22 protein-coding genes and 4 tRNA genes are annotated in these 21,172 nt (G+C 58.3%); 8 read left to right on the top strand and 18 right to left on the bottom strand.

From position 1 onward, the window contains the following. Positions 1-270: 270 nt before the first annotated feature. Positions 271-894: a trimeric intracellular cation channel family protein gene (locus RHP75_RS10520; RefSeq protein ID WP_311091789.1), complete on the bottom strand. Its 624-nt coding sequence runs from the start codon at positions 892-894 to the stop codon at positions 271-273. A 7-nt stretch (positions 895-901) separates the two neighbouring features. After that, entirely contained in the window at positions 902-2,260 is a 1,359-nt protein-coding gene (gene gorA / locus RHP75_RS10525; protein WP_311091790.1) for a glutathione-disulfide reductase, read from the bottom strand. An 82-nt stretch (positions 2,261-2,342) separates the two neighbouring features. Here gorA and RHP75_RS10530 point away from each other — a divergent pair, with 82 nt between their 5' ends. Further along, positions 2,343-2,765 carry a VOC family protein gene (locus RHP75_RS10530; protein WP_311091791.1) on the top strand — a complete coding sequence of 141 codons (423 nt, stop codon included), beginning with the start codon at positions 2,343-2,345 and terminating at the stop codon, positions 2,763-2,765. 51 nt (positions 2,766-2,816) lie between these two features. On the opposite strand, the gene galU is transcribed toward RHP75_RS10530, so the two are convergent. The 9 genes from galU to RHP75_RS10575 all read right to left on the bottom strand — a co-directional run bounded on the left by galU (position 2,817) and on the right by RHP75_RS10575 (position 9,001). After that, complete coding sequence (gene galU / locus RHP75_RS10535) at positions 2,817-3,656, bottom strand: UTP--glucose-1-phosphate uridylyltransferase GalU (protein ID WP_311091792.1); 840 nt, start codon at positions 3,654-3,656, stop codon at positions 2,817-2,819. Positions 3,657-3,700: 44 nt separating this feature from the next. Beyond that, on the bottom strand, positions 3,701-5,062 hold the full coding sequence (locus tag RHP75_RS10540) for a UDP-glucose/GDP-mannose dehydrogenase family protein (protein ID WP_311091793.1): 1,362 nt from the start codon (positions 5,060-5,062) through the stop codon (positions 3,701-3,703). A 189-nt stretch (positions 5,063-5,251) separates the two neighbouring features. Further along, a tRNA-Leu gene (locus RHP75_RS10545) sits at positions 5,252-5,338 on the bottom strand. A 112-nt stretch (positions 5,339-5,450) separates the two neighbouring features. Continuing rightward, a tRNA-Cys gene (locus RHP75_RS10550) sits at positions 5,451-5,524 on the bottom strand. A 39-nt stretch (positions 5,525-5,563) separates the two neighbouring features. Further along, positions 5,564-5,639: transfer RNA gene (locus tag RHP75_RS10555), tRNA-Gly, on the bottom strand. 67 nt (positions 5,640-5,706) lie between these two features. Continuing rightward, a complete protein-coding gene (gene pgsA / locus RHP75_RS10560; RefSeq protein ID WP_311091794.1) occupies positions 5,707-6,267 on the bottom strand; it encodes a CDP-diacylglycerol--glycerol-3-phosphate 3-phosphatidyltransferase in 561 nt (186 codons plus the stop codon). Between the two features lie 33 nt (positions 6,268-6,300). Next, positions 6,301-8,142 carry an excinuclease ABC subunit UvrC gene (gene uvrC / locus RHP75_RS10565; protein ID WP_311091795.1) on the bottom strand — a complete coding sequence of 614 codons (1,842 nt, stop codon included), beginning with the start codon at positions 8,140-8,142 and terminating at the stop codon, positions 6,301-6,303. Next, on the bottom strand, positions 8,129-8,773 hold the full coding sequence (uvrY, locus tag RHP75_RS10570; protein ID WP_160014285.1) for a UvrY/SirA/GacA family response regulator transcription factor: 645 nt from the start codon (positions 8,771-8,773) through the stop codon (positions 8,129-8,131). The genes uvrC and uvrY overlap by 14 nt, the downstream gene beginning before the upstream one ends. Before the next feature lie 138 nt (positions 8,774-8,911). Beyond that, positions 8,912-9,001, bottom strand: a tRNA-Ser gene (locus RHP75_RS10575). Between the two features lie 132 nt (positions 9,002-9,133). Between RHP75_RS10575 and RHP75_RS10580 the strand changes: the two genes are divergently transcribed. From RHP75_RS10580 to RHP75_RS10605, 6 genes are all read left to right on the top strand, one after another. After that, complete coding sequence (locus RHP75_RS10580; RefSeq protein WP_311091797.1) at positions 9,134-9,802, top strand: Bax inhibitor-1/YccA family protein; 669 nt, start codon at positions 9,134-9,136, stop codon at positions 9,800-9,802. 181 nt (positions 9,803-9,983) lie between these two features. Further along, positions 9,984-10,376 (top strand): sulfurtransferase complex subunit TusD, encoded by a 393-nt coding sequence (tusD, locus tag RHP75_RS10585; RefSeq protein WP_311091798.1) that lies wholly within the window; start codon positions 9,984-9,986, stop codon positions 10,374-10,376. Between the two features lies 1 nt (position 10,377). Then, positions 10,378-10,737: a sulfurtransferase complex subunit TusC gene (gene tusC, locus RHP75_RS10590; RefSeq protein WP_311091799.1), complete on the top strand. Its 360-nt coding sequence runs from the start codon at positions 10,378-10,380 to the stop codon at positions 10,735-10,737. Beyond that, positions 10,737-11,036, top strand: coding sequence for a sulfurtransferase complex subunit TusB (tusB, locus tag RHP75_RS10595; RefSeq protein ID WP_311091800.1), 300 nt, complete (start codon positions 10,737-10,739; stop codon positions 11,034-11,036). Before tusC ends, tusB begins: the two co-directional genes overlap by 1 nt. Continuing rightward, entirely contained in the window at positions 11,033-11,368 is a 336-nt protein-coding gene (locus RHP75_RS10600) for a TusE/DsrC/DsvC family sulfur relay protein (RefSeq protein ID WP_310285388.1), read from the top strand. The genes tusB and RHP75_RS10600 overlap by 4 nt, the downstream gene beginning before the upstream one ends. Beyond that, positions 11,365-12,351 (top strand): glycosyl transferase family protein, encoded by a 987-nt coding sequence (locus tag RHP75_RS10605; protein ID WP_311091802.1) that lies wholly within the window; start codon positions 11,365-11,367, stop codon positions 12,349-12,351. Before RHP75_RS10600 ends, RHP75_RS10605 begins: the two co-directional genes overlap by 4 nt. Here RHP75_RS10605 and cysG read toward each other — a convergent pair. From cysG to RHP75_RS10640, 7 genes are all read right to left on the bottom strand, one after another. Continuing rightward, positions 12,336-13,730, bottom strand: coding sequence for a siroheme synthase CysG (gene cysG / locus RHP75_RS10610; protein ID WP_311091803.1), 1,395 nt, complete (start codon positions 13,728-13,730; stop codon positions 12,336-12,338). The two genes, RHP75_RS10605 and cysG, sit on opposite strands and share 16 nt — an antisense overlap. A gap of 73 nt (positions 13,731-13,803) precedes the next feature. Beyond that, a complete protein-coding gene (serS, locus tag RHP75_RS10615) occupies positions 13,804-15,084 on the bottom strand; it encodes a serine--tRNA ligase (RefSeq protein ID WP_311091804.1) in 1,281 nt (426 codons plus the stop codon). Between the two features lie 105 nt (positions 15,085-15,189). Continuing rightward, the gene (crcB, locus tag RHP75_RS10620) at positions 15,190-15,570 is read right to left on the bottom strand and encodes a fluoride efflux transporter CrcB (protein ID WP_311091805.1); all 381 of its coding nucleotides are present in this window, start codon (positions 15,568-15,570) and stop codon (positions 15,190-15,192) included. Further along, positions 15,567-16,892 carry a replication-associated recombination protein A gene (locus RHP75_RS10625; RefSeq protein WP_311091807.1) on the bottom strand — a complete coding sequence of 442 codons (1,326 nt, stop codon included), beginning with the start codon at positions 16,890-16,892 and terminating at the stop codon, positions 15,567-15,569. Before RHP75_RS10625 ends, crcB begins: the two co-directional genes overlap by 4 nt. Before the next feature lie 33 nt (positions 16,893-16,925). After that, complete coding sequence (gene lolA / locus RHP75_RS10630; RefSeq protein ID WP_167144629.1) at positions 16,926-17,552, bottom strand: outer membrane lipoprotein chaperone LolA; 627 nt, start codon at positions 17,550-17,552, stop codon at positions 16,926-16,928. A 28-nt stretch (positions 17,553-17,580) separates the two neighbouring features. Then, entirely contained in the window at positions 17,581-19,983 is a 2,403-nt protein-coding gene (gene ftsK / locus RHP75_RS10635) for a DNA translocase FtsK (RefSeq protein WP_311091808.1), read from the bottom strand. Next, positions 19,970-20,245 carry a hypothetical protein gene (locus RHP75_RS10640; protein WP_170049958.1) on the bottom strand — a complete coding sequence of 92 codons (276 nt, stop codon included), beginning with the start codon at positions 20,243-20,245 and terminating at the stop codon, positions 19,970-19,972. The genes ftsK and RHP75_RS10640 overlap by 14 nt, the downstream gene beginning before the upstream one ends. Between RHP75_RS10640 and trxB the strand changes: the two genes are divergently transcribed. After that, positions 20,214-21,164 (top strand): thioredoxin-disulfide reductase, encoded by a 951-nt coding sequence (trxB, locus tag RHP75_RS10645; protein WP_311091809.1) that lies wholly within the window; start codon positions 20,214-20,216, stop codon positions 21,162-21,164. The genes RHP75_RS10640 and trxB overlap by 32 nt on opposite strands. The last annotated feature ends 8 nt before the right edge of the window (positions 21,165-21,172 follow it).

Below are 21,172 nucleotides of genomic sequence, written 5' to 3' on the forward strand. Positions count from 1 at the left end.
CCCGCCAGATGTTTTTAGCGTTAAGTCGATTTTCATCCTCAGCATTTTTCTAATCGTTGGCTTGATCGTCTACGGCTTCCAATAAGCGCATTACAGTGCTTTTTCTCAAAAGCCACTGCCTGATACCAGATCGCACAGATCGCAAAGCACAGCGCTGTTCTACTGCCTTCCTGACTAGAGGCTTCGCATAATGTATATTATGTTAAATAAGATATATGAGACTGTTGCTGACAACAGGATTCAATCCCTGTTGTCTCCGCTCATTCCTGTTTAGTCACGATCCAATAAATGAAAACTGGGCAACGCCACATGCCAACGGATGGCTGCCAGGCGAATTAGCAACACGCTCAACATCGCTACACCGGTATCTAACCAATGCGGCGTGTCCAGTGCGCGCATCGCGATAAACACCAGGGCACCGGCAATGCAGGCTGTTGCATAGATTTCTTTCTGGAAGATCAGCGGAATCTCATTGCAGATCACATCGCGCATTACGCCGCCGGCCACACCGGTCATCACGCCCATGATCACTGCCGTACTGTGTGGCACGTTGTGTTGCATGGCGATCTCGGTGCCAATCACGGTAAATACCGCCAACCCGAAAGCATCGGCCAGTAATAGGCCTTTCTCGTGAATCGGCTGCGTCAGGCGTACCCAGACCACCGTAGCCACGGCTGCCAGTGATGCGACAACGATATACAGGTCGTTGCGAATCCAGCTGACTGGATGGTTGTCCAGAATCACATCACGCAGCGTGCCACCGCCCAGTGCGGTAACGATGGCAATCACCAGCACACCGAACAGGTCCATGGACTTGCGCCCGGCCATCAGTGCGCCGGTGATGGCAAAGACCGCAACGCCGAACAGATCGGCCAGATAGAACAGTTGCGCCATGCTGACCTCAGGAGGACACAGGAGTACGCATGGTGACGAACTCTTCGGCGGCCGTTGGATGCACACCGATGGTTTCATCGAACAGCTGCTTGGTCGCGCCTGCTTTAAGCGCCACCGCCAGGCCTTGAACGATTTCACCGGCGTCGGGGCCAACCATATGACAACCCAGCACTCTGTCTGTATCGGCGTCCACAACCAGTTTCATCAGGGTGCGCTCCTGGCTTTCGGTCATGGTCAGTTTCATCGGTCGGAAGCGGCTTTCGAAAAGCTGGACGCTGTAGCCCTCCTCCTTCGCCTGCTCTTCGCTCAGTCCGACCGTGCCGATATTGGGCAGGCTAAATACTGCCGTCGGGATCAGCCGGTAGTCGACCTTGCGGTACTCCTCTGGTTTGAACAAACGCCTGGCGACCGCCATGCCTTCAGCTAACGCTACCGGTGTCAGCTGCACACGACCGATTACATCGCCGATAGCGAGAATCGAGGGTGTACTGGTCTGGTATTGCTCGTCCACTTCGATAAAGCCGCGCTTATCGAGCTGCACATGGGTATTTTCCAGGCCCAGGTTATCCAGCATCGGCCTACGGCCGGTGGCATAGAAAACACAGTCGGTCTCAAGCGCGCGGCCATCCTTTAGAGTGGCCAGCAGGCTGCCATCAGCTTGTTTGTCGATGCGGGCGATATCGCTGTTGAACTGCAGATCGACACCGCGCTTGTTCAACTCATCCTGCAAGTGCAGACGCACGGCCTTGTCGAAACCACGCAGGAACAGGTCACCTCGATAGAGCAACGAGGTTTTTGTGCCAAGACCGTTAAAGATCGAGGCGAACTCCACGGCGATATAACCGCCACCTACAACCAGTACACGTTTGGGCAGCTGCTCTAGAAAGAACACTTCATTCGAGCCAATGGCATATTCATGTCCCGGCACTTCAGGAATCTGCGGCCAGCCGCCGGTGGCAATCAGGATGTGTTTGGCGCTGTAACGCTGTCCGCCCAGTTCAACGCTGTGCTCATCAACAATTCGCGCGTGGCCTTCAAGCAAGGTCACACAGCTGTTAACCAGCAAGTTGCGATAGATGCCATTGAGTCGTTCGATTTCACGGTTTTTGTTGCTGATCAGGGTCAACCAGTCGAACCTGGCTTCCCCCAGTTCCCAGCCGAACCCTTGCGCCTGTTCGAAGTCGTCGGCGAAATGCGCGCCATAGACCAGCAGCTTCTTCGGTACGCAGCCAACATTGACGCAGGTACCACCGAGGTAGCGGCTTTCGGCAACCGCCACGCGCGCGCCATAGCCGGCAGCAAATCGCGCAGCCCGCACACCGCCGGAACCGGCACCAATTACAAACAGGTCGAAGTCGTAGGTCATTTCAGCCTCCAGAACAGGCTGCCAGCATACCCCAAGGCGCGTCAGTGCCTAAACTTGATGCATGCAGAACAGGAGAACCGTGATGCGCCCTACCCTTACTCACCTGGCCTTGCATGTGCCTGATCTCGACTCCTGCGTAAGCTTTTACGAGCAGTTCTGTGCGATGCAGGTGATTCACCAGCGTGCTGGCAAAGGCTCACGGATTGTCTGGATGGCCGAACAAGGTAAGGAACACAGCTTTATTTTTGTGATCATGCCGGGTGGACAGGATCGCCAATTGGCTGCGGATGACTACAGCCACTTTGGCTTTGCCCTGGAAAGTCGAGAACAGGTTGATCGCATCGCAGCGAGAGCGCGAGCTGCAGGTTGTCTGGTCTGGGAACCGCGTGATGAACCCTACCCCGTTGGCTACTACTGCGGCCTGCGTGACCCGGCAGGCAACTATGTTGAGTTCAGTTACGGCCAGCCGCTAGGGCCTGGCGCTGAGCATATGCCCTTGCCCTGAATGCAAACAGCCACCCGAAGGTGGCTGTGTAGTCTGGTTATCAAGCCTGAATCAGTAGGCTTTGCCAGTCTTGTAGAGGTTCTCGAAGCAGAAGTTGGTGGCGTCGATATAGCCTTCAGCGCCGCCGCAATCAAAGCGTTTGCCCTTGAATTTATAGGCCATCACGCAGCCGTTCTGCGCCTGCTTCATCAGCGCGTCGGTGATCTGGATTTCCCCGCCCTTGCCTGGCTCGGTCTGTTCAATCAGATCGAAGATATCCGGGGTGAGGATATAGCGACCAATAATCGCCAGGTTCGACGGGGCATCTTCCGGCTTGGGTTTTTCGACCATGCTGTTTACCCGGTAGATGTCTTCACGAATCATTTCGCCAGAGATCACGCCATATTTGTGGGTTTCTTCTGGCGGCACTTCCTGGATGGCCACGATCGAGCAGCGGAATTGGTTATACAGCTTGACCATCTGCGTCAGCACAGCATCGCCGTCCAGGTTCAGGCACAAGTCATCGGCCAGCACCACAGCGAAAGGCTCATCACCAATCAGCGGACGGCCACAGAGAATGGCGTGGCCCAGGCCTTTCATTTCCACCTGACGGGTGTAGGAAAAGGTGCATTCGTCGATCAGGCGACGAATGCCGACGAGGTATTTTTCCTTGTCGGTATCGCGGATCTGGTGCTCAAGCTCGTAGCTGATATCGAAGTGATCTTCCAGCGCGCGTTTGCCGCGGCCGGTGATCATGGCAATTTCCGTCAACCCGGCTTCCAGCGCCTCTTCGACGCCGTACTGGATCAGCGGCTTGTTCACGATCGGCAGCATTTCCTTGGGCATGGCCTTGGTGGCTGGCAGAAAGCGGGTGCCGTAACCGGCTGCTGGGAACAAGCATTTCTTGATCATGGGAAACCTTGGGTAGATGGGGTGAAAATTGCGTGCGCAGTTTATCAGGCTGCACTGGCCTTACAATGCCCCTGCGCGGGCCGGCCAATGCCTCGGTAAAGAAAACCCAGCTCTGCCAACTGCATGGCATCGTAGATATTGCGCCCGTCAAACAGCACAGGCATGCGCATCAGGCCGCGAATACGGACAAAGTCAGGCTGACGGAATTGCTTCCACTCGGTGACGAGCACCAGTGCATCGGCACCCTCAGCGACGCTATACGGCGACGTACTCAAGCGCAGCTGACCACTACCAATCGCTTGGCCGTAGCGTTCTGCCAGAGCCGTTGTCGCGACCGGATCACAGGCCTGAACGGTAACGCCGACGGCTAGTAAAGCATCCAGCAGAACCAGGCTGGGCGCTTCACGCAGATCATCGGTGCCCGGCTTGAACGCCAGGCCCCACAGCGCAACCACTCGCCCTTGCCAGTAACCAGAAAAATGCTCACGCAGGGCCTGGAACAACAACGTCTTCTGTAACGCGTTACGGGCTTCGACTGCGCGCAGAATGCCTGGTTCAATGCCTTCCTGCTCTGCGCAGCGAATCAGCGCCCGCACATCCTTGGGAAAGCATGAGCCGCCATAGCCGCAACCGGCGTAGATAAAGTGAGTACCAATGCGTTTGTCGCTGCCGATGCCACGCCGCACGTCCTCGATGTCTACATCCAGGCGTGCGCAAAGGCTGGCCATTTCATTGATAAAGGAAATCTTGGTGGCCAAAAAGGCGTTGGCGGCATATTTGCTGAATTCAGCCGCCCGCAATCCCATGCACAACAAACGCTCGTGATTACGCAGGAATGGCGCATAGAGTCGGCGTAGCAACTCATGACCCTGGGGTTCGTCGCAGCCGACAATCACTCGATCTGGCCGCATAAAGTCGTCAATCGCCGAGCCTTCCTTGAGAAATTCCGGGTTACTTGCCAGCGTCACCGCAAAGCGTTTGCCTCGTTTGCTCAAGCGACTGTTAATGCGCTGTGCAACACGCTCGGCCGTGCCCACCGGCACCGTTGACTTGTTCACCACCACGCAGTTCTGCTCAAGCAGATCGCCCAGCTCATCGGCCACGGCCAGGACATGTGACAGGTCAGCCGAACCGTCCTCCCCGCTCGGCGTGCCGACTGCGATAAAGATGATTTCAGCCTGCTTGATGCCTTCATGCAGATGCTGACTAAAGCTCAGCTGACCGCTACTCAGGTGGGTCTGCAGCATGGCCTCCAGCCCAGGCTCATAAATCGGCGACTGGCCACGGGCAAGCCGCGCCACACGCTGCGCATCGCGCTCAACGCAGATCACCCGATTGCCCATCTCGGCAAAACAGGCTGCCGATACCAGCCCCACATATCCTGCGCCAATCACACAAATCCGCATCGCCTGCACTCCTCGCTGAGTTACCGCGATTGCAGCTAAAGCAGATGGCAGGGGTATGACATGCGTACGACATCCAGATGACAAGCCTAGATAAAGGCATGCGTACAAATTTCAGGCACAAAAAAACCGGCAAGAGTGCCGGTTTTAGTGGGTTTCAGGTTCATACAGGAACATCTGAAATCATGTACATGGTGCCCGAAGCCGGAATCGAACCGGCACGAGGTTACCCTCGAGGGATTTTAAGTCCCTTGCGTCTACCGATTTCGCCATTCGGGCGGTAGCGCTGCATTGTGAGGCTTGGACTATATACAGCCCTTGGATGCCTCGCAAGGTTTCAAATTTAAATGAAAAAGCCTCGTAAATCAGTGATCTACGAGGCTTTTCTAATTGGAGGCTGAGGTCGGAATCGAACCGGCGTTCACGGATTTGCAATCCGGTGCATAACCACTCTGCTACTCAGCCTTGAAACTAAAAGGACCGTGTAAAACGGCCCGTTAAAAATGGAGCGGGAAACGAGACTCGAACTCGCGACCCCGACCTTGGCAAGGTCGTGCTCTACCAACTGAGCTATTCCCGCTTGTCGTGCTGACGGCCGCCATTCTATAGCTTCAGAACGCCCCGTCAACCCCTTGATTCAAAAAAGCTTATTTCTTTTCCGAGGTGATTCGCAGGTGTGGCCATGCGGCCAACAGATACTGCGCCATCGACCACAGGGTGAGTACGGCGGCAATGATCAACAGCGCGTAACCGAGCACAACCCAGGCGGTAAAGGTCGGCGGATTGGCCAGCAAAATAACCAGAGCAACCATCTGCGCGGCGGTTTTCCATTTGGCCAGTTTCGATACGGCAACATGCGCGCGAGCACCGAGCTCTGCCATCCATTCACGCAGTGCCGAAACCACGATTTCGCGACCGATGATGATCGACGCAGACAGGGTTAGCCAGAGATTGGCGTGTTCGGCCACCAGCAACACCAGGGCAACCGCTACCATCAGCTTGTCGGCAACCGGATCGAGGAAAGCACCAAAAGGCGTGCTCTGCTCCCAGCGACGGGCCAAATAACCATCCAGCCAGTCAGTTGCCGCTGCGACTGAAAACACCGCGCTGGCGGCCCAATAGCTCCAGCTGAAAGGAAGGTAGAACAGCAGAATAAACACCGGGATCAGCAATACACGGAGCACGGTCAGCAGATTGGGGATATTCATCGACACAACTTGGCGGTAAAGAGAGCCGGCATTCTACTCACTGTGCAGGGCCGCATAAATCAACTCGGCGAGTTTTTTACTGATTCCAGGTGCTTTGGCGATTTCTTCAATGCTGGCGCGGGACAACTCCTGCAGTCCACCGAAGTGGTTGAGCAGCTCACGCCGGCGCTTAGGGCCTACACCGGCAACGTCTTCAAGCGTGGAGGTGCGGCGGGTTTTGCCACGGCGGGCGCGGTGCCCGGTGATGGCAAAACGGTGCGACTCATCGCGGATCTGCTGGATCAGGTGCAAGGCCGGCGAATTGCCTGGCAGCGTAAATTCATGGGCGACGTCATTCAGGTAGAGGGTTTCCAAACCCGGTTTGCGCGTAGTGCCTTTAGCAACGCCCAGCAGAATCAGGTCTGGCACCGACAGCTCTTCGAGCACTTCGCGGGCCATGGCCAGCTGGCCTTTACCGCCGTCGACCAGCAGGATATCTGGCAGTTTGCCTTCGCCATCCTTGATCTTGCTGAAACGCCGAGTCAGCGCCTGGTGCATGGCGGCGTAGTCATCGCCTGGCGTCACGCCCTCGATGTTGTAACGGCGGTAATCTGATTTCAGCGGGCCTTCCGGGCCAAATACCACACACGAAGCAACCGTCGCCTCACCACTGGAATGGCTGATGTCGAAGCACTCCAGGCGCTGCGGCACTTCATCCATATCCAGCGCCTGAGCCAGAGCGTCAAAGCGTGCGGCAACGTGCTGTCGATTGGCCAGGCGCGCGGCTAAAGCCTGCTCTGCATTGGTCACGGCCAGCTGCTGCCAGCGCGCACGGGTGCCGCGTACGCGATAGCTGATGCTCAGCTCGCGGCCGCGTGACTCATCGATGGCTGCGATCAGCGTGGGGAAGTCTTCGTGTTGGGCGTTGACGATCAGCTCGCTCGGCAGGTCGCGTTCATGGCTGCTCAGGTAGTACTGCGCCAGAAAGGCCAGAAGAACATCACTGCCCTCCTCCTCAATCGCTACCTGAGGAAAGAGGTTTTTGCTGCCAAGCACTCGGCCACCGCGCACACTGATCAAATGCACGCATGCGCCACCTGGGTTGACCATGGCGGCAACCACGTCCACATCACCGGTGCCGCCTTCCATGCTCTGTTGATCCTGCACCCGGCGCAGCAGCGAAATCTGGTCGCGCAGCGCGGCGGCGCGCTCGAAGTCCAGGCTTGTGGCCGCAGCCTGCATGCCACTCGATAATTCATCGGTCAGCGCGTTGCTGCGGCCCTCAAGGAACATCACCGAGTGGCGAACATCTTCGGCGTACTCGGCCGGCTCGACCAAGCCAACACAGGGGCCTTTGCAGCGCTTGATCTGGTACTGCAGGCAGGGCCGTGTGCGATTTTTGTAAAAGCTGTCCTCGCACTGGCGCACCAGAAAGGTCTTTTGCAGCAGGTTGAGGCTTTCGCGGATAGCTCCGGCGCTGGGATACGGGCCGAAGTAACGGCCCTTCTGCTTTTTCGCGCCGCGGTGAATGCTCAGCCGCGGGAAATCACCATCGGATAGAAACACATAGGGATAGGACTTATCGTCGCGCAGCAGAATATTGTACGGCGGTCGCCATTCCTTGATCAGCGTCTGTTCAAGCAGCAGCGCTTCGGTTTCATTGGCGGTGATGGTGGTTTCGACCTGCGCGATTCGGCCCACCAGAGCGGCGGTCTTCGGTGCTAAACCGCTTTGGCGGAAATAGCTGGCCAGGCGCTTTTTCAGGTTCTTGGCTTTGCCGACGTAGAGCAGCTTGGCGTCCACATCAAACATGCGATACACGCCAGGGCGACCGCTGCAGGTGGAGAGAAACGCGCTGGAATCGAAAGCTGCGCGACTGTCGTCAGCTGCTGGCATCAATCATGCCGTGGCGCACGGCCAGCAGGGCCAGCTCGACATCGCTGGTGATCGACAGCTTTTCGAAGATGCGATAGCGGTAGGTATTCACGGTTTTCGGCGACAGGCAGAGCTTGTCGGAGATGGCCTGAACCTTCTGGCAGCCGGCAATCATCAGCGCGATCTGGATTTCACGCTCGGAGAGCAGATCGAACGGCGAATTACTGCTTTGTGGCTGGAACGACTTGAGGGCCAGCTGCTGAGCGATCTGCGGGCTGATATAACGCTGGCCACTGAACACCATGCGGATGGCCTGAACCATTTCTTCCAAGGCGGCACCTTTGGTCAGGTAACCAGCAGCACCGGCTTGCAGCAGGCGCGTAGGGAACGGATCTTCTTCGCATACGGTAACCGCAACGACTTTCAGGTCGGGATGGCTGCGAATCAGTTTGCGCGTAGCCTCGAGGCCGCCGATACCCGGCATCTTGATGTCCATCAGGACAACATCGGGCTTCAGTTCGCGGGCTTTCTTCAGGGATTCTTCGCCAGACTCGGCTTGACCAACTACATGCAAGCCGTCGATATCAGCCAGCATACGGGTGATGCCGGTACGTACCAGGTCGTGGTCATCAACAACTAGCACCCTGATCAAGCGACACCCCGTTTGCATCAGCCGCCAAGAGCGGCTGGTTGGGTTGGAAGGCTGGAGATTTGTTAAACCCAGCTTGGCGCATAACCGTCAAAATGCAAGCGCCAATAAAGCTGCGCTAGGGTGACGGCCAGAGGAATATGGCGGAAGCGGTGAGATTCGAACTCACGGAAGAGTTTCCCCTTCGACGGTTTTCAAGACCGTTGCATTCAACCGCTCTGCCACGCTTCCGGCGATTGCGGGCGGCAATCTTACCCGAACGCAACACGCTGTCAAACTCTGCGTATTGGCTCTTTATCTGCCTCTGCTATGATCGGGCCTGACCTTGGTCACGGAACCATCAGCCATTTCAGGAGTGTCGCCATGAACGAACACAATTATGCACTTGACCATACGCAGGTTGAGCAGCAAGAAGTCAGCCGCGTCCTGCGCAACACTTATGGCCTGTTGGCCATCACCCTGGCCTTCAGCGGCCTGGTGGCGTACATAGCACAGCGCGCCAATGTGCCTTACCCGAATATCTTCGTGGTGCTGATTGGCTTCTACGGCCTGTTCTTCCTCACCGCCAAACTGCGTAACTCGGCCTGGGGCCTGGTTTCGACCCTCGCGCTGACCGGCTTTATGGGCTACACCCTCGGCCCGATCCTCAATCGCTACATGGGCATGGCCAACGGTGCTGAAGTTGTCAGCTCGGCTTTCGCCATGACGGCCTTGGTGTTCTGCGGCCTGTCGGCATACGTGCTGACCACCCGCAAGGACATGAGCTTCCTCAGTGGCTTTATCACTGCTGGTTTCTTTGTTCTGCTGGGTGCGATGGTTGCTGGCTTCTTCTTCGAGATCAGCGGGCTGCAACTGGCGATCAGCGCAGGTTTCGTGCTGTTCTCCTCCGCCTGCATCCTGTACCAGACCAGCGAAATCATTCACGGCGGTGAGCGCAACTACATCATGGCGACCATCAGCCTGTATGTATCGATCTACAACCTGTTCGTCAGCCTGTTGCAGATTTTCGGCATCATGGGCAGCGACGACTGATTCAACGTGCTGTGCAAAGCCCGCTTCGGCGGGCTTTTTTATGCTTGCCATCCATGGCTCGCCCCCTTCGGGCCGTCGCTAGCGACGTTAAAAATGACTCCCGGTCATTTTTTATGCCTGCCGCGCGCATCTTGGCGACTCAGGCTTTATCATTCCGCCAAATTGGCTCGCCAGGTTTGCTATGAAGTTCGCCATCGCCCTGTTCTCCCCTCCCCATGCGCCCTCCTCGCGCCGTGCGCTGCGTTTTGCTCAGGCAGCATTGGCGGGTGGGCATGAGATTGTGCGGCTGTTCTTTTATCAGGATGGCGTACACAGCGCCTCGAGCAATGTAGTTTGCGCGCAGGATGAGGTGGACCTACCCCGCGAATGGCGAGAATTTGTGCAAACGCAGCAGCTGGATGGCGTGGTGTGTATCGCCGCCGCCTTACGCCGTGGCGTGTTAAATGACGATGAAGCCCAGCGCTACTCGCGCACGGCTGCCAACCTGAATGCGCCCTGGGAGCTTTCCGGCCTAGGCCAATTGCACGAAGCGGCGCAGCTGGCGGATCGCATTGTGTGCTTTGGGGGGGCTTGAAATGAGCAAGTCGCTGTTGATCATCAGTCGCCAAGCGCCTTGGTCCGGCCCCAGTGCGCGGGAAGCGCTGGATATCGCGCTGGCCGGCGGAGCCTTCGATTTGCCGATTGGCATGCTATTTCTCGATGACGGGGTATTCCAGCTGAGTGGCGCGCAGCAACCGGCCACCCTGCAGCAGAAAGACCTCAGCGCCAACCTGCAGGCCTTGCCGATGTTCGGTGTCGAGGCGCTGTATGTCTCGCAGCGCAGCATGGCCGAACGTGGCCTGCAGGATCAACCCAGCAGCCTCGCTGTCGAGCGCCTCGATGACTCATCAATAAGCGCCTTGATTGACCGTTACGACCAGGTGATTACGCTCTGATGGCTACCTTGCACGTACTTTCGCACTCGCCCTTTACCGATAGCCGCCTGAGCAGCTGCCTGCGCATTCTCGGCCGCCAGGATGCCCTGCTGCTCTGCGGTGATGCCGTATACGCCTTGCAGAACGACAGCGTGCAGCGTCAGGCGCTTGAATTGATGCCTGAAAGCATTGCGCTGTATGCGTTGGATGAAGACGTGCAGGCTCGCGGCCTGCTGTGCCCTACCCGCCTCAAGCAGGTCGATTACCCCGGTTTCGTTGCGTTGAGCTGTCAATACGACAAGGTAAACACCTGGCTATGACGGCATTGAATGTTGAAGGTCGCAGCCTGGCGCTGGACAAAGATGGCTATCTGCTCGACCTGGCGGATTGGTCCGAAGCTACCGCGCACGCCCTGGCGCAACGTGAAGGCATCAGCCTGAGTGCCGAACACTGGGAAATCCTTTGGCTGGTGCGCAGCTTTTACGACGAATTTCAGTTGTCCCCGGCCAACCGTCCGCTGATCAAATTTATTGCCGTAAAAATCGGCCCCGAGAAAGGCAATAGCCTGAACCTTAATCGCCTGTTCAATGGCGCTCCCGCCAAACTCGCCGCCAAGCTGGCGGGCCTGCCCAAACCGACCAATTGCCTATGAACCTTGTTACTCCGCCGGAACATCCTTTCGCTCAATTTGTACGCATTCTAGGTAAGGGCAAGCGTGGCGCACGTAACCTGACTCGCGAGGAAGCCCGAGACGCCATGGGCATGCTGCTTGAGGGGAAGGCTGAAGACACCCAGTTGGGTGCCTTTTTGATGCTGTTGCGGCACAAGGAAGAAAGCGCCGAGGAAATGGCCGGCTTTGCCGAAGCCGTGCGCGCGCGCCTGCAAGCGCCAGCGATTCAGGTGGACCTGGATTGGCCGAGCTATGCCGGGAAGAAGCGCCACCTGCCTTGGTTCCTGCTAGCCGCCAAAGCACTGGCCAATAGCGGTATTCGCATCCTGCTGCATGGAGGCGGCCCACACACTGCCGGGCGGATGTACAGCGAACAGCTGCTCGAAACCCTGCACATCCCGCTGTGCCGCAACTGGGATAGCGTCGAGCAGGCATTGGCACACCAGCACCTGGCGTTTATCCCGCTGGGCGACTGGATGCCGCAACTGCAGCGGATGATCGACCTGCGCAATATCCTCGGCCTGCGCTCACCGATTCATTCCCTGGCGCGCATTCTTAACCCGTTGGGGGCACGTTGCGGCCTGCAGAGCATCTTTCATCCGGGTTATCAGGCAGTGCACCGTGAAGCCAGCCAGTTGCTCGGCGATAGCGCGGTGGTGATCAAGGGTGAAGGCGGCGAAATCGAGATCAACCCGGACGCCACCAGCCACCTGTATGGCACGGCCAATGGCGAAAACTGGGATGAAGAATGGCCGGCGCTGTCGGCGCTGCGCCACGTCAAACCCGAATCGCTGCAACCCGCTCATCTGGCCGCCTTCTGGCGCGGTGAAGCTGCCGATGATTACGGCCAGCTTGCCGTTATCAGCACCATGGCGTTGGCCTTGCGCGCCCTCGGCGAGCCGCGTGAGCAAGCCCTGGAGCACGCGGCCCAACTATGGGCCGCGCGCAATCAGACGCTCGCCTGAGCCCCTTCGAACCAGGCCAGTTTCTCCCGCAGCTGCACCACTTCGCCGACTATGACCAACGTCGGCGCATGCACCTCATGCTCCGCCACCAGCTCCGCCAGATTGGCCAGGGTGCCCGTAAACACCCGCTGGTTCTGCGTGGTGCCCTGCTGGATCAATGCTGCCGGAGTTGTCGCGGCGCGGCCATGGGCAATCAGCTGCTGACAGATGATCGGCAAACCTACCAGGCCCATATAGAACACTAGGGTCTGGCTGCTGGCCGTCAGCTCGTTCCAGGGCAGATTGCTGCTGCCATCTTTCAGATGACCGGTAACAAAGCGCACCGACTGTGCATGGTCACGGTGGGTCAGCGGAATCCCAGCATAAGCCGCACAGCCTGAGGCTGCGGTGATGCCCGGTACCACCTGAAACGGAATGCCGTGAGCGGCCAACTCTTCGATTTCCTCGCCGCCTCGCCCGAAAATAAACGGGTCGCCGCCTTTAAGGCGCAGCACTCGTTTGCCTTCTTTGGCCAGACTGACCAGGCGCTGATTGATCTGCTCCTGCGGCACGGCATGTTCGGCGCGCTGTTTGCCGACATAGATGCGCTCGGCATCACGGCGGCACAGTTCGATAATCGCAGGCGCCACCAAACGGTCGTAAAGCACTACATCGGCTTGCTGCATCAGGCGCAAGGCGCGGAAAGTCAGCAGATCAGGATCCCCCGGCCCTGCGCCCACCAGGTACACCTCGCCCAAGGTGCGCGGGGCAATGCCGGCAATCTTCTCTTCCAGCAGGCGCTGACCTTCCTGCAATTTGCCGGCGAAGACGCTTTCGGCCACCTGGCCCTGGAATACATCTTCCCAGAACACCCGGCGCTGCTGCACATCGGGAAAGAGCGCTTTGACCTGGGCACGAAAACGCTTGGCCAAACCGGCCAGCTGACCATAGGTCGCGGGAATCCAGGTTTCGATCTTGGCGCGAATCAGTCGGGCCAGCACCGGTGCATCGCCACCGCTGGTAATCGCCACGATTAGCGGCGAGCGGTCGACGATAGCCGGGAAAATCACGCTGCACAGCTTCGGCGCGTCCACCACATTGACCGGAATACCCAAAGCCTGAGCTTCGGCCGAGATTTGCGCATTCAGCGGTTCGTCATCGGTGGCGGCAATGATCAGCGCCACGCCCTGCAGATCAGCCGACTGATAATCACGCAGCAGCACCTCACCATTGCGCGCGCTGGCCATCTCACGCAGTTCATCCCGAACCTCAGGCGCCACCACCCGCAACGTCGCACCGGCATCACTGAGCAAGCGCGCCTTACGCACGGCAACTTCGCCGCCACCGACCACCAGTACCAGGCGATCCTGCAGTTTGTGGAACAGGGGCAGAAAATCCATGACGCACGCTCTCAATCGGGTAAACAAAACGGGGCGGCACTGGCCGCCCCGTCACAGGTAACTGAAATTCGGATTAACCGATGATTTCGATACCGCCCATATAGGGCTTCAGCACGTCCGGCACGCGGATGCTGCCATCGGCCTGCTGGTAGTTCTCCAGCACGGCAACCAGTGTGCGACCTACTGCCAGGCCGGAGCCGTTGAGGGTGTGCACCAACTCGGGTTTGCCGGTTTCCGGGTTGCGGTAGCGTGCTTGCATGCGACGCGCCTGGAAGTCGCCGCAGTTAGAGCACGAGGAAATCTCGCGGTACTTATCCTGGCTCGGCACCCAGACTTCCAGGTCGTAAGTTTTCACTGCACCGAAGCCCATGTCACCGGTACACAGCGCCAGTTTGCGGTATGGCAGCTCAAGCAGCTGCAACACGCGCTCAGCATTGGCGGTCAGACTTTCCAGAGCTTCGAAAGATTTGCTCGGCTCGACGATCTGCACCATCTCAACCTTGTCGAACTGGTGCTGACGGATCATGCCGCGGGTATCACGGCCGGATGCACCAGCTTCACTGCGGAAGCATGGCGTGTGAGCAACCAGCTTCAGCGGCAGTTGCTTGGCGTCGAGAATCTCGCCGGCAACGATATTGGTCAGCGATACTTCAGCGGTCGGGATCAGATACAGATCGGCTTCACCTTCGCGGGCGATCTTGAACAGGTCTTCCTCGAACTTCGGCAGCTGGCCGGTGCCTTGCAGCGCCGGCGCCTGTACCAAATACGGCGTGTAGGCTTCTTCGTAGCCGTGCTCGCCGGTGTGCAGGTTAATCATGAACTGTGCCAGGGCGCGGTGCATACGGGCGATGGGGCCGCGCAGCAAGGCAAAGCGCGCGCCAGAGAGCTTTGCGGCAGTCTCAAAGTCCAGCCAGCCGTGCTGCTCGCCGAGGGCAACGTGATCCTGAATCGGGAAATCGAAGCTACGCGGCGTGCCCCAGCGCGACACCTCAACGTTACCCTCTTCGTCTGCACCCACCGGCACCGACTCATGCGGCAGATTGGGGATATTCAGCAGCAGGTTGTCGAGCTCAGTCTGAATGCTGTCGAGGTCACGCTTGCCCTGCTCCAGATCGCTGCCCATCTGATCCACTTCTGCTAGCAGCGGCGCAATGTCTTCACCGCGTTGCTTGGCTTGGCCAATGGATTTGGAGCGACTGTTACGTTCGGCCTGCAGCTGCTCGGTGCGGGTCTGCAGCGTCTTGCGCTGAGCCTCAAGCGCTTCGAAGCGCGCAACATCAAGGACAAAACCACGGGCGGCCAGGCGCTCGGCCACTTCATGGAGCTGGGTACGAACGAGTTTGGAATCAAGCATGTTCTGGTCTCAACACTTCACAAGGGTTTGCATGGCTTTGGCCATGACGCGCAATGCCGCGCAGTTTAAGGCTTTAGCGGGGGGAAGTGCCAATCGACAACGCCGTTACTGACACAGGCGCGCCAAGCTAAGTCCCGCCCAGGTCGCTAGCAGGCTACCCAACACGCTGACTGCCGCATAGCCCAGGGCCAGCGGCAGCTGGCCGCTCTCCAGCAGGCGCACGGTGTCGAGGGAAAAAGATGAAAAGGTGGTCAGGCCGCCGAGAAAGCCAACAATCAGCCCCGCGCGCAACTCCAGCGGCAGCTCAGGACGCAGCAGGAACAGGCCATACAGGTAGCCGATCAGCAGGCAACCGAGAATATTCACTGCCAGGGTCGCGCCGTAGAAGTGCTGCGGCCAGTTTGCGCTGACCCAGTTGGCCGTGGCGAAGCGCAACAGCGTGCCGAACATACCGCCCAGGGCTACGGCAACCACTACACCGATCATGGTTTTCTCCGCTGCCGAGGGCTATTGCGGTCCTGGCTTTTCAAATGCTGCAGCTTGTCGCGAATCTTCAACTCCAGACCACGTGGCACTGGCTGGTAATACTCGCGCGGCTCGAAGGTTTCCGGAAAGTAATCCTCACCTGCCGCATAGGCATCGGGTTCATCGTGGGCGTAGCGGTATTCGTCGCCATACCCCAACTCTTTCATAAGTTTGGTCGGTGCGTTACGCAGGTGCAGTGGGACTTCCTGCGAGCCATGCTCGGCAGCGTCACGCTTGGCGGCGTTGAAGGCGTTGTAGACCGCATTGCTTTTCGGCGCGCAGGCGAGGTAGATAATCGCCTGAGCCACTGCCAGCTCGCCCTCGGGACTGCCCAGGCGCTCTTGTACATCCCAGGCGTTTAGGCACAGGGTCAGCGCCCGTGGGTCGGCGTTGCCGATGTCTTCGCTGGCCATGCGCACCACGCGCCGGGCGATATACAGCGGATCACAGCCGCCATCGAGCATGCGCGCAAACCAGTACAGCGCGCCGTCGGGGTTGGAGCCACGCACGGATTTGTGCAGCGCGGATATCTGGTCGTAAAAGGCTTCGCCGCCCTTGTCGAAGCGCCGACGGGTATCGCCAAGCAGATTGAGCAGCAAATCGCTGCTGATCTCGCTGCCGTCTTCGGCCAGATCCGCAGCGTTTTCCAGAAAATTGAGCAAGCGCCGGCCATCACCATCGGCGGCGGCTTGGAGAATCTGGAAGCTTTCTTCCGGCAGGATAAGTTGGCGCTCGCCCAAGCCCTTTGGGTCGCTCAAGGCGCGATCGACCAGTTTGCGCAGCGCGCTTTCATCCAGGCTTTTCAGTACGTACACGCGGGCGCGTGAGAGCAAGGCGTTGTTCAACTCGAACGAGGGGTTTTCCGTGGTGGCGCCGATAAAGATCAGCGTGCCGTCTTCCACGTAAGGTAGGAAGGCATCCTGCTGCGACTTGTTGAAGCGGTGCACTTCATCGACAAACAGGATGGTCTGACGGCCATATTGCGCGGCATGCTGCTGCGCGACTTCCACGGCCTGACGAATCTCCTTGACCCCGGAAAGCACCGCAGAAATGGTCTCGAAATGCGCATCGGAAACCTGCGCCAGCAGCCGCGCCAGGGTGGTCTTGCCGACGCCTGGCGGGCCCCAGAAGATCATCGAGTGCAGCGCGCCCTGCTCCAGCGCTTCACGCAAGGGTTTGCCACGTGCCAGCAAGTGCTCTTGACCGACGTACTCATCCAGGCTGGCTGCACGCAAACGGGCAGCCAGGGGTTGAGCAACGGGAGCCTTGCGAAACAGATCCATGACTGCGGTTTAACGCCTCTTGCTTTAAGCTTTCTACTCTTGAATTACGTCCGCGCCGGCCGGTATCTCGAAGGTGAACTGCGCATCGTCCTGAGGCTCATTCATTTTCACGTTGAGGAAAAGAATGTTGGTGCGCTGGCCGATGCTGTCGATCAGCTGCATATCGTTGAGCACCTTGTTGCGGAACGACAGACGCAGGCTGTCGAACAGAGTGTCCTTGGATTTTGGCTTGAGAATAAAGTCGACCACGTTGCCACCCTCTTTGTGGCTGATCTCGAAGTTCTCACGAATCTTCGACACATCGCCGGACAGCAGCAGCGCCGGGGTGTGGGTCAGGCGCTGATCGAGGGTCTGAATGGTCACCTGTTGCAGGTCCGGGTCATACAACCAGACTTTCTCGCCATTGGAGACCAACAGTTGCTCCATTGGCGCATCGGTGTGCCAGCGGAACAGGCCCGGACGTTTCAGCGCGAGCTGGCCAGCAGTTTCCTGCAGCTGGGTACCACTGCCGTCTAGGGTCAGCTGGGAAAAGCGTGCGTTGATGGTCTGCGCCTGGTTAAGCAGCTCGGTCAAACGCTGCACGGCAACTTCATCGTCGGCCATGGCGGCAACGCTGGTAAAACTCAGTACGGTCAGCAACAGCATGCGAATCAGGCGCATGGGACTCCTTATCAGATCGGGCTAGGCGTTAATCGCGAACGGGGCTTGGTGCTATGACCTCGCGAGAGCCATTGGTGTTCATTGAGGTGACGACGCCGGCCATTTCCATGGCTTCAATCATTCGCGCGGCGCGGTTGTAGCCGATCTTCAGCTTGCGCTGCACGGCAGAGATAGACGCACGGCGACTTTCCAGTACGAAATTGACCGCCTCATCGTAAAGCGGGTCGGCCTCGCTGCCTTCACTGCCCTCGCCGCTGCCACCCTCAAAACCGCTACCGGACTCTTCGACGCCCGCGAGAATGTCGTCAATATAGTCAGGTGTGCCACGCTGCTTCCAGGCCTCGACCACGCGGTGCACTTCTTCATCAGAAACGAAAGCGCCGTGTACGCGAATTGGCAGTCCAGTACCTGGCGGCATATAAAGCATGTCACCGTGGCCCAGTAGCTGTTCGGCGCCGCCTTGGTCGAGGATGGTGCGCGAGTCGATCTTGCTCGATACCTGGAACGCCATACGGGTCGGGATGTTGGCCTTGATCAGACCGGTGATCACATCCACCGAGGGGCGCTGGGTCGCGAGAATCAGGTGAATCCCTGCAGCACGGGCTTTCTGCGCGATACGGGCGATCAGCTCTTCAACCTTCTTGCCGACGATCATCATCATGTCGGCGAACTCGTCGACCACCACCACGATGGTCGGCAGGGTTTTCAGCAGCGGCGCTTCGTCGTGCATGCTTTCGCGCTTGTAGAGCGGGTCGCTCAGCGGCTCGCCCGCCTCTTCGGCGTCTTTGACCTTGCGGTTAAAGCCGGCCAGGTTGCGCACGCCCATCTTCGACATCAGCTTGTAGCGACGCTCCATCTCGGCCACCGACCAGCGTAGGGCGTTGGCGGCTTCCTTCATGTCGGTCACCACTGGGCAGAGCAGGTGCGGAATGCCTTCGTAGATCGACAGTTCGAGCATTTTCGGGTCGATCATGATCAAGCGCGCCTCTTCCGGCGTGGACTTGAACAGAATCGACAAAATCATTGCGTTAACCCCGACCGACTTACCGGAGCCGGTGGTACCGGCCACCAGCAGGTGGGGCATCTTCGCCAGGTCGGTGATCACCGGCTTGCCGCCGATATCGTGGCCCAGAGCCAGAGTAACCGGCGACTTGGCTTCGTCGTACTCGGGTGATGACAGCACTTCGGAGAAGCGCACGATCTGCCGGTCTTCGTTGGGAATTTCGATACCGACGGTGGTTTTGCCCGGAATCACTTCGACCACGCGCACGCTGATGATCGCCATCGAACGCGCCAGGTCCTTGGCCAGGCCGGAAATACGGCTGACCTTGACCCCAGCTGCGGGCTGAATCTCGAAACGGGTAATCACCGGGCCCGGATGAACCGACTCGACGATAACCTCGACGCCAAACTCCTTGAGTTTGATCTCAAGCAAGCGCGACATGGCTTCCAGGTATTCGGGCGAGTATTTCTTCTGAACTTTCTCGGCCACATCGAGGATCGAAATCGGCGGCAGACTGCCGGCCAGCGCACTGTCTTCAAACAGGTTGACCTGCTTTTCTTTCAGCACGCGCTTGCTCGGCTCAGGCGCTTTCGGCGCTGCCGGCGGCGTGATCACTGGGGCTGGGCGGTTGACCCGCTCGCTCATGTGTTTGTTCAACGACTCTTCACGCTCGATCAGCCGTTCTTTGACCTTGGCCTGTTCGCGGCGATCCAGCACTATTGGCGCGGAGACTTCACTGACGCGCTCATCGACCTCACGTAGCTGCGCCACCAACTGCTTGCGCTCAACTCGCGCACTCCACCAGCGGTTAGCCAGGCTCTGGATCAGCTCGATCAGATCGAGGGTGATCTTCCCGGTCAGGTCCATCACCTTGAACCAGGACAGATCGGTAAACACCGTCAAACCGAAGAGAAACAGCGCAATCAGAAGCAGAGTACTGCCTTGCACATTCAGTGCATTGATCGCCAAGGCCCCAAGGCTTTCGCCCAGCGCGCCACCTGCGGAGGCCGGCATGCTAGAGCTGGCTTGAAAATGGATATACGCCAGCGCGGCACCGGATAGCACCAGAAAGACCAAACCAATCAGCCGCCAGGAGAACAGCCAGCCGCTCCACTGCCACGGCTGATGGCGGGCACGGAACACTTGCAGGGTTTTTACCGCCAACAGCAGCGGGAATAGATAGGCAAAATAGCCCAGCGCCATAAACAGAATGTCGGCAAACCAGGCACCGGCGCGCCCGGCGGCGTTCTGCACCTGCTCAACATTGCTGGTGTGGGTCCAGCCCGGATCGGCCGCATCATAGGTCAGCAGAGCCATCCAGAGATAAAGGCAAAGTGCGCCCAGGCCAATCAGCGCGCCTTCTTTGAGTCGATAAGGCAGCTGCTGACGCCAGAGAGGGGCTTGTGCGGTTGGGCTAGATTTCTTCAAAACGCATCTGTTCCTGCGCCAGAGGCGCCGAATAATTGGTTAACGGCAAAATATGCAGCGATTGTACGGGTTTAACCGCACGATACCAGACCGAGCTGTATGCATAAACAGCTATAGCGGTTGACTCCCGCTCTTCGCCCGCTTCGGTGTAGCATATCTGCCAATATCTTCCGTGCGGCTCAATTGGAGCATGCATTCTCTTTTGTGACAAAGGCTTATGAGGTGTTTTTATGAGCGAAGTCAAGCATTCACGCTTGATCATCCTGGGCTCCGGCCCTGCCGGTTATAGCGCTGCCGTTTACGCTGCCCGCGCCAACCTCAAGCCTGTGATCATTACTGGCATTCAGCCCGGCGGTCAGCTGACCACCACCACCGAAGTGGACAACTGGCCGGGTGATGTCGAAGGTCTGACCGGCCCAGCGCTGATGGAACGTATGCAAAAGCATGCCGAGCGCTTTGAAACCGAGATTGTCTACGACCACATCCACACCGCCGAGTTGCAGTCGCGCCCTTTCACCTTGAAAGGCGACAGCGGCACCTACACCTGTGACGCACTGATTATCGCCACGGGCGCATCGGCGCAATACCTGGGCCTGCCGTCCGAAGAAGCGTTTTCCGGCAAGGGCGTATCGGCGTGCGCCACCTGCGATGGCTTCTTCTATCGCAATCAGGTGGTCGCGGTGATTGGCGGCGGCAATACCGCGGTCGAAGAAGCGCTGTACCTGTCGAATATCGCCAAGGAAGTGCACCTGGTGCATCGCCGCGACAAGCTGCGCTCCGAGAAAATTCTTCAGGACAAGCTGTTCGAAAAAGCAGCCAACGGCAACGTTGTACTGCACTGGAACCACTCTCTTGAAGAAGTGCTGGGCGACAACACTGGCGTTACCGGCGCGCGCCTGAAAGATACACAGAGTGGTGCAAGTAAAGATCTGCCTTTGGCTGGCGTGTTTATCGCCATCGGCCATAAGCCCAATACCGAGCTGTTCCACGGTCAGCTGGAAATGCGCGACGGCTATCTGCTGATCAAAGGCGGCAATGAAGGTAATGCCACCGCCACCAGTATTGAAGGTGTGTTTGCAGCGGGCGACGTGGCTGACCACGTTTACCGCCAGGCCATTACTTCTGCCGGTGCTGGCTGCATGGCCGCGCTGGATGTCGAGAAATTCCTCGACGACAATTGATCCATTCG

The sequence above is a fragment of the Pseudomonas sp. SG20056 genome, from assembly GCF_031764535.1.
In the GTDB taxonomy this organism is placed as follows: Bacteria; Pseudomonadota; Gammaproteobacteria; order Pseudomonadales; family Pseudomonadaceae; genus Aquipseudomonas.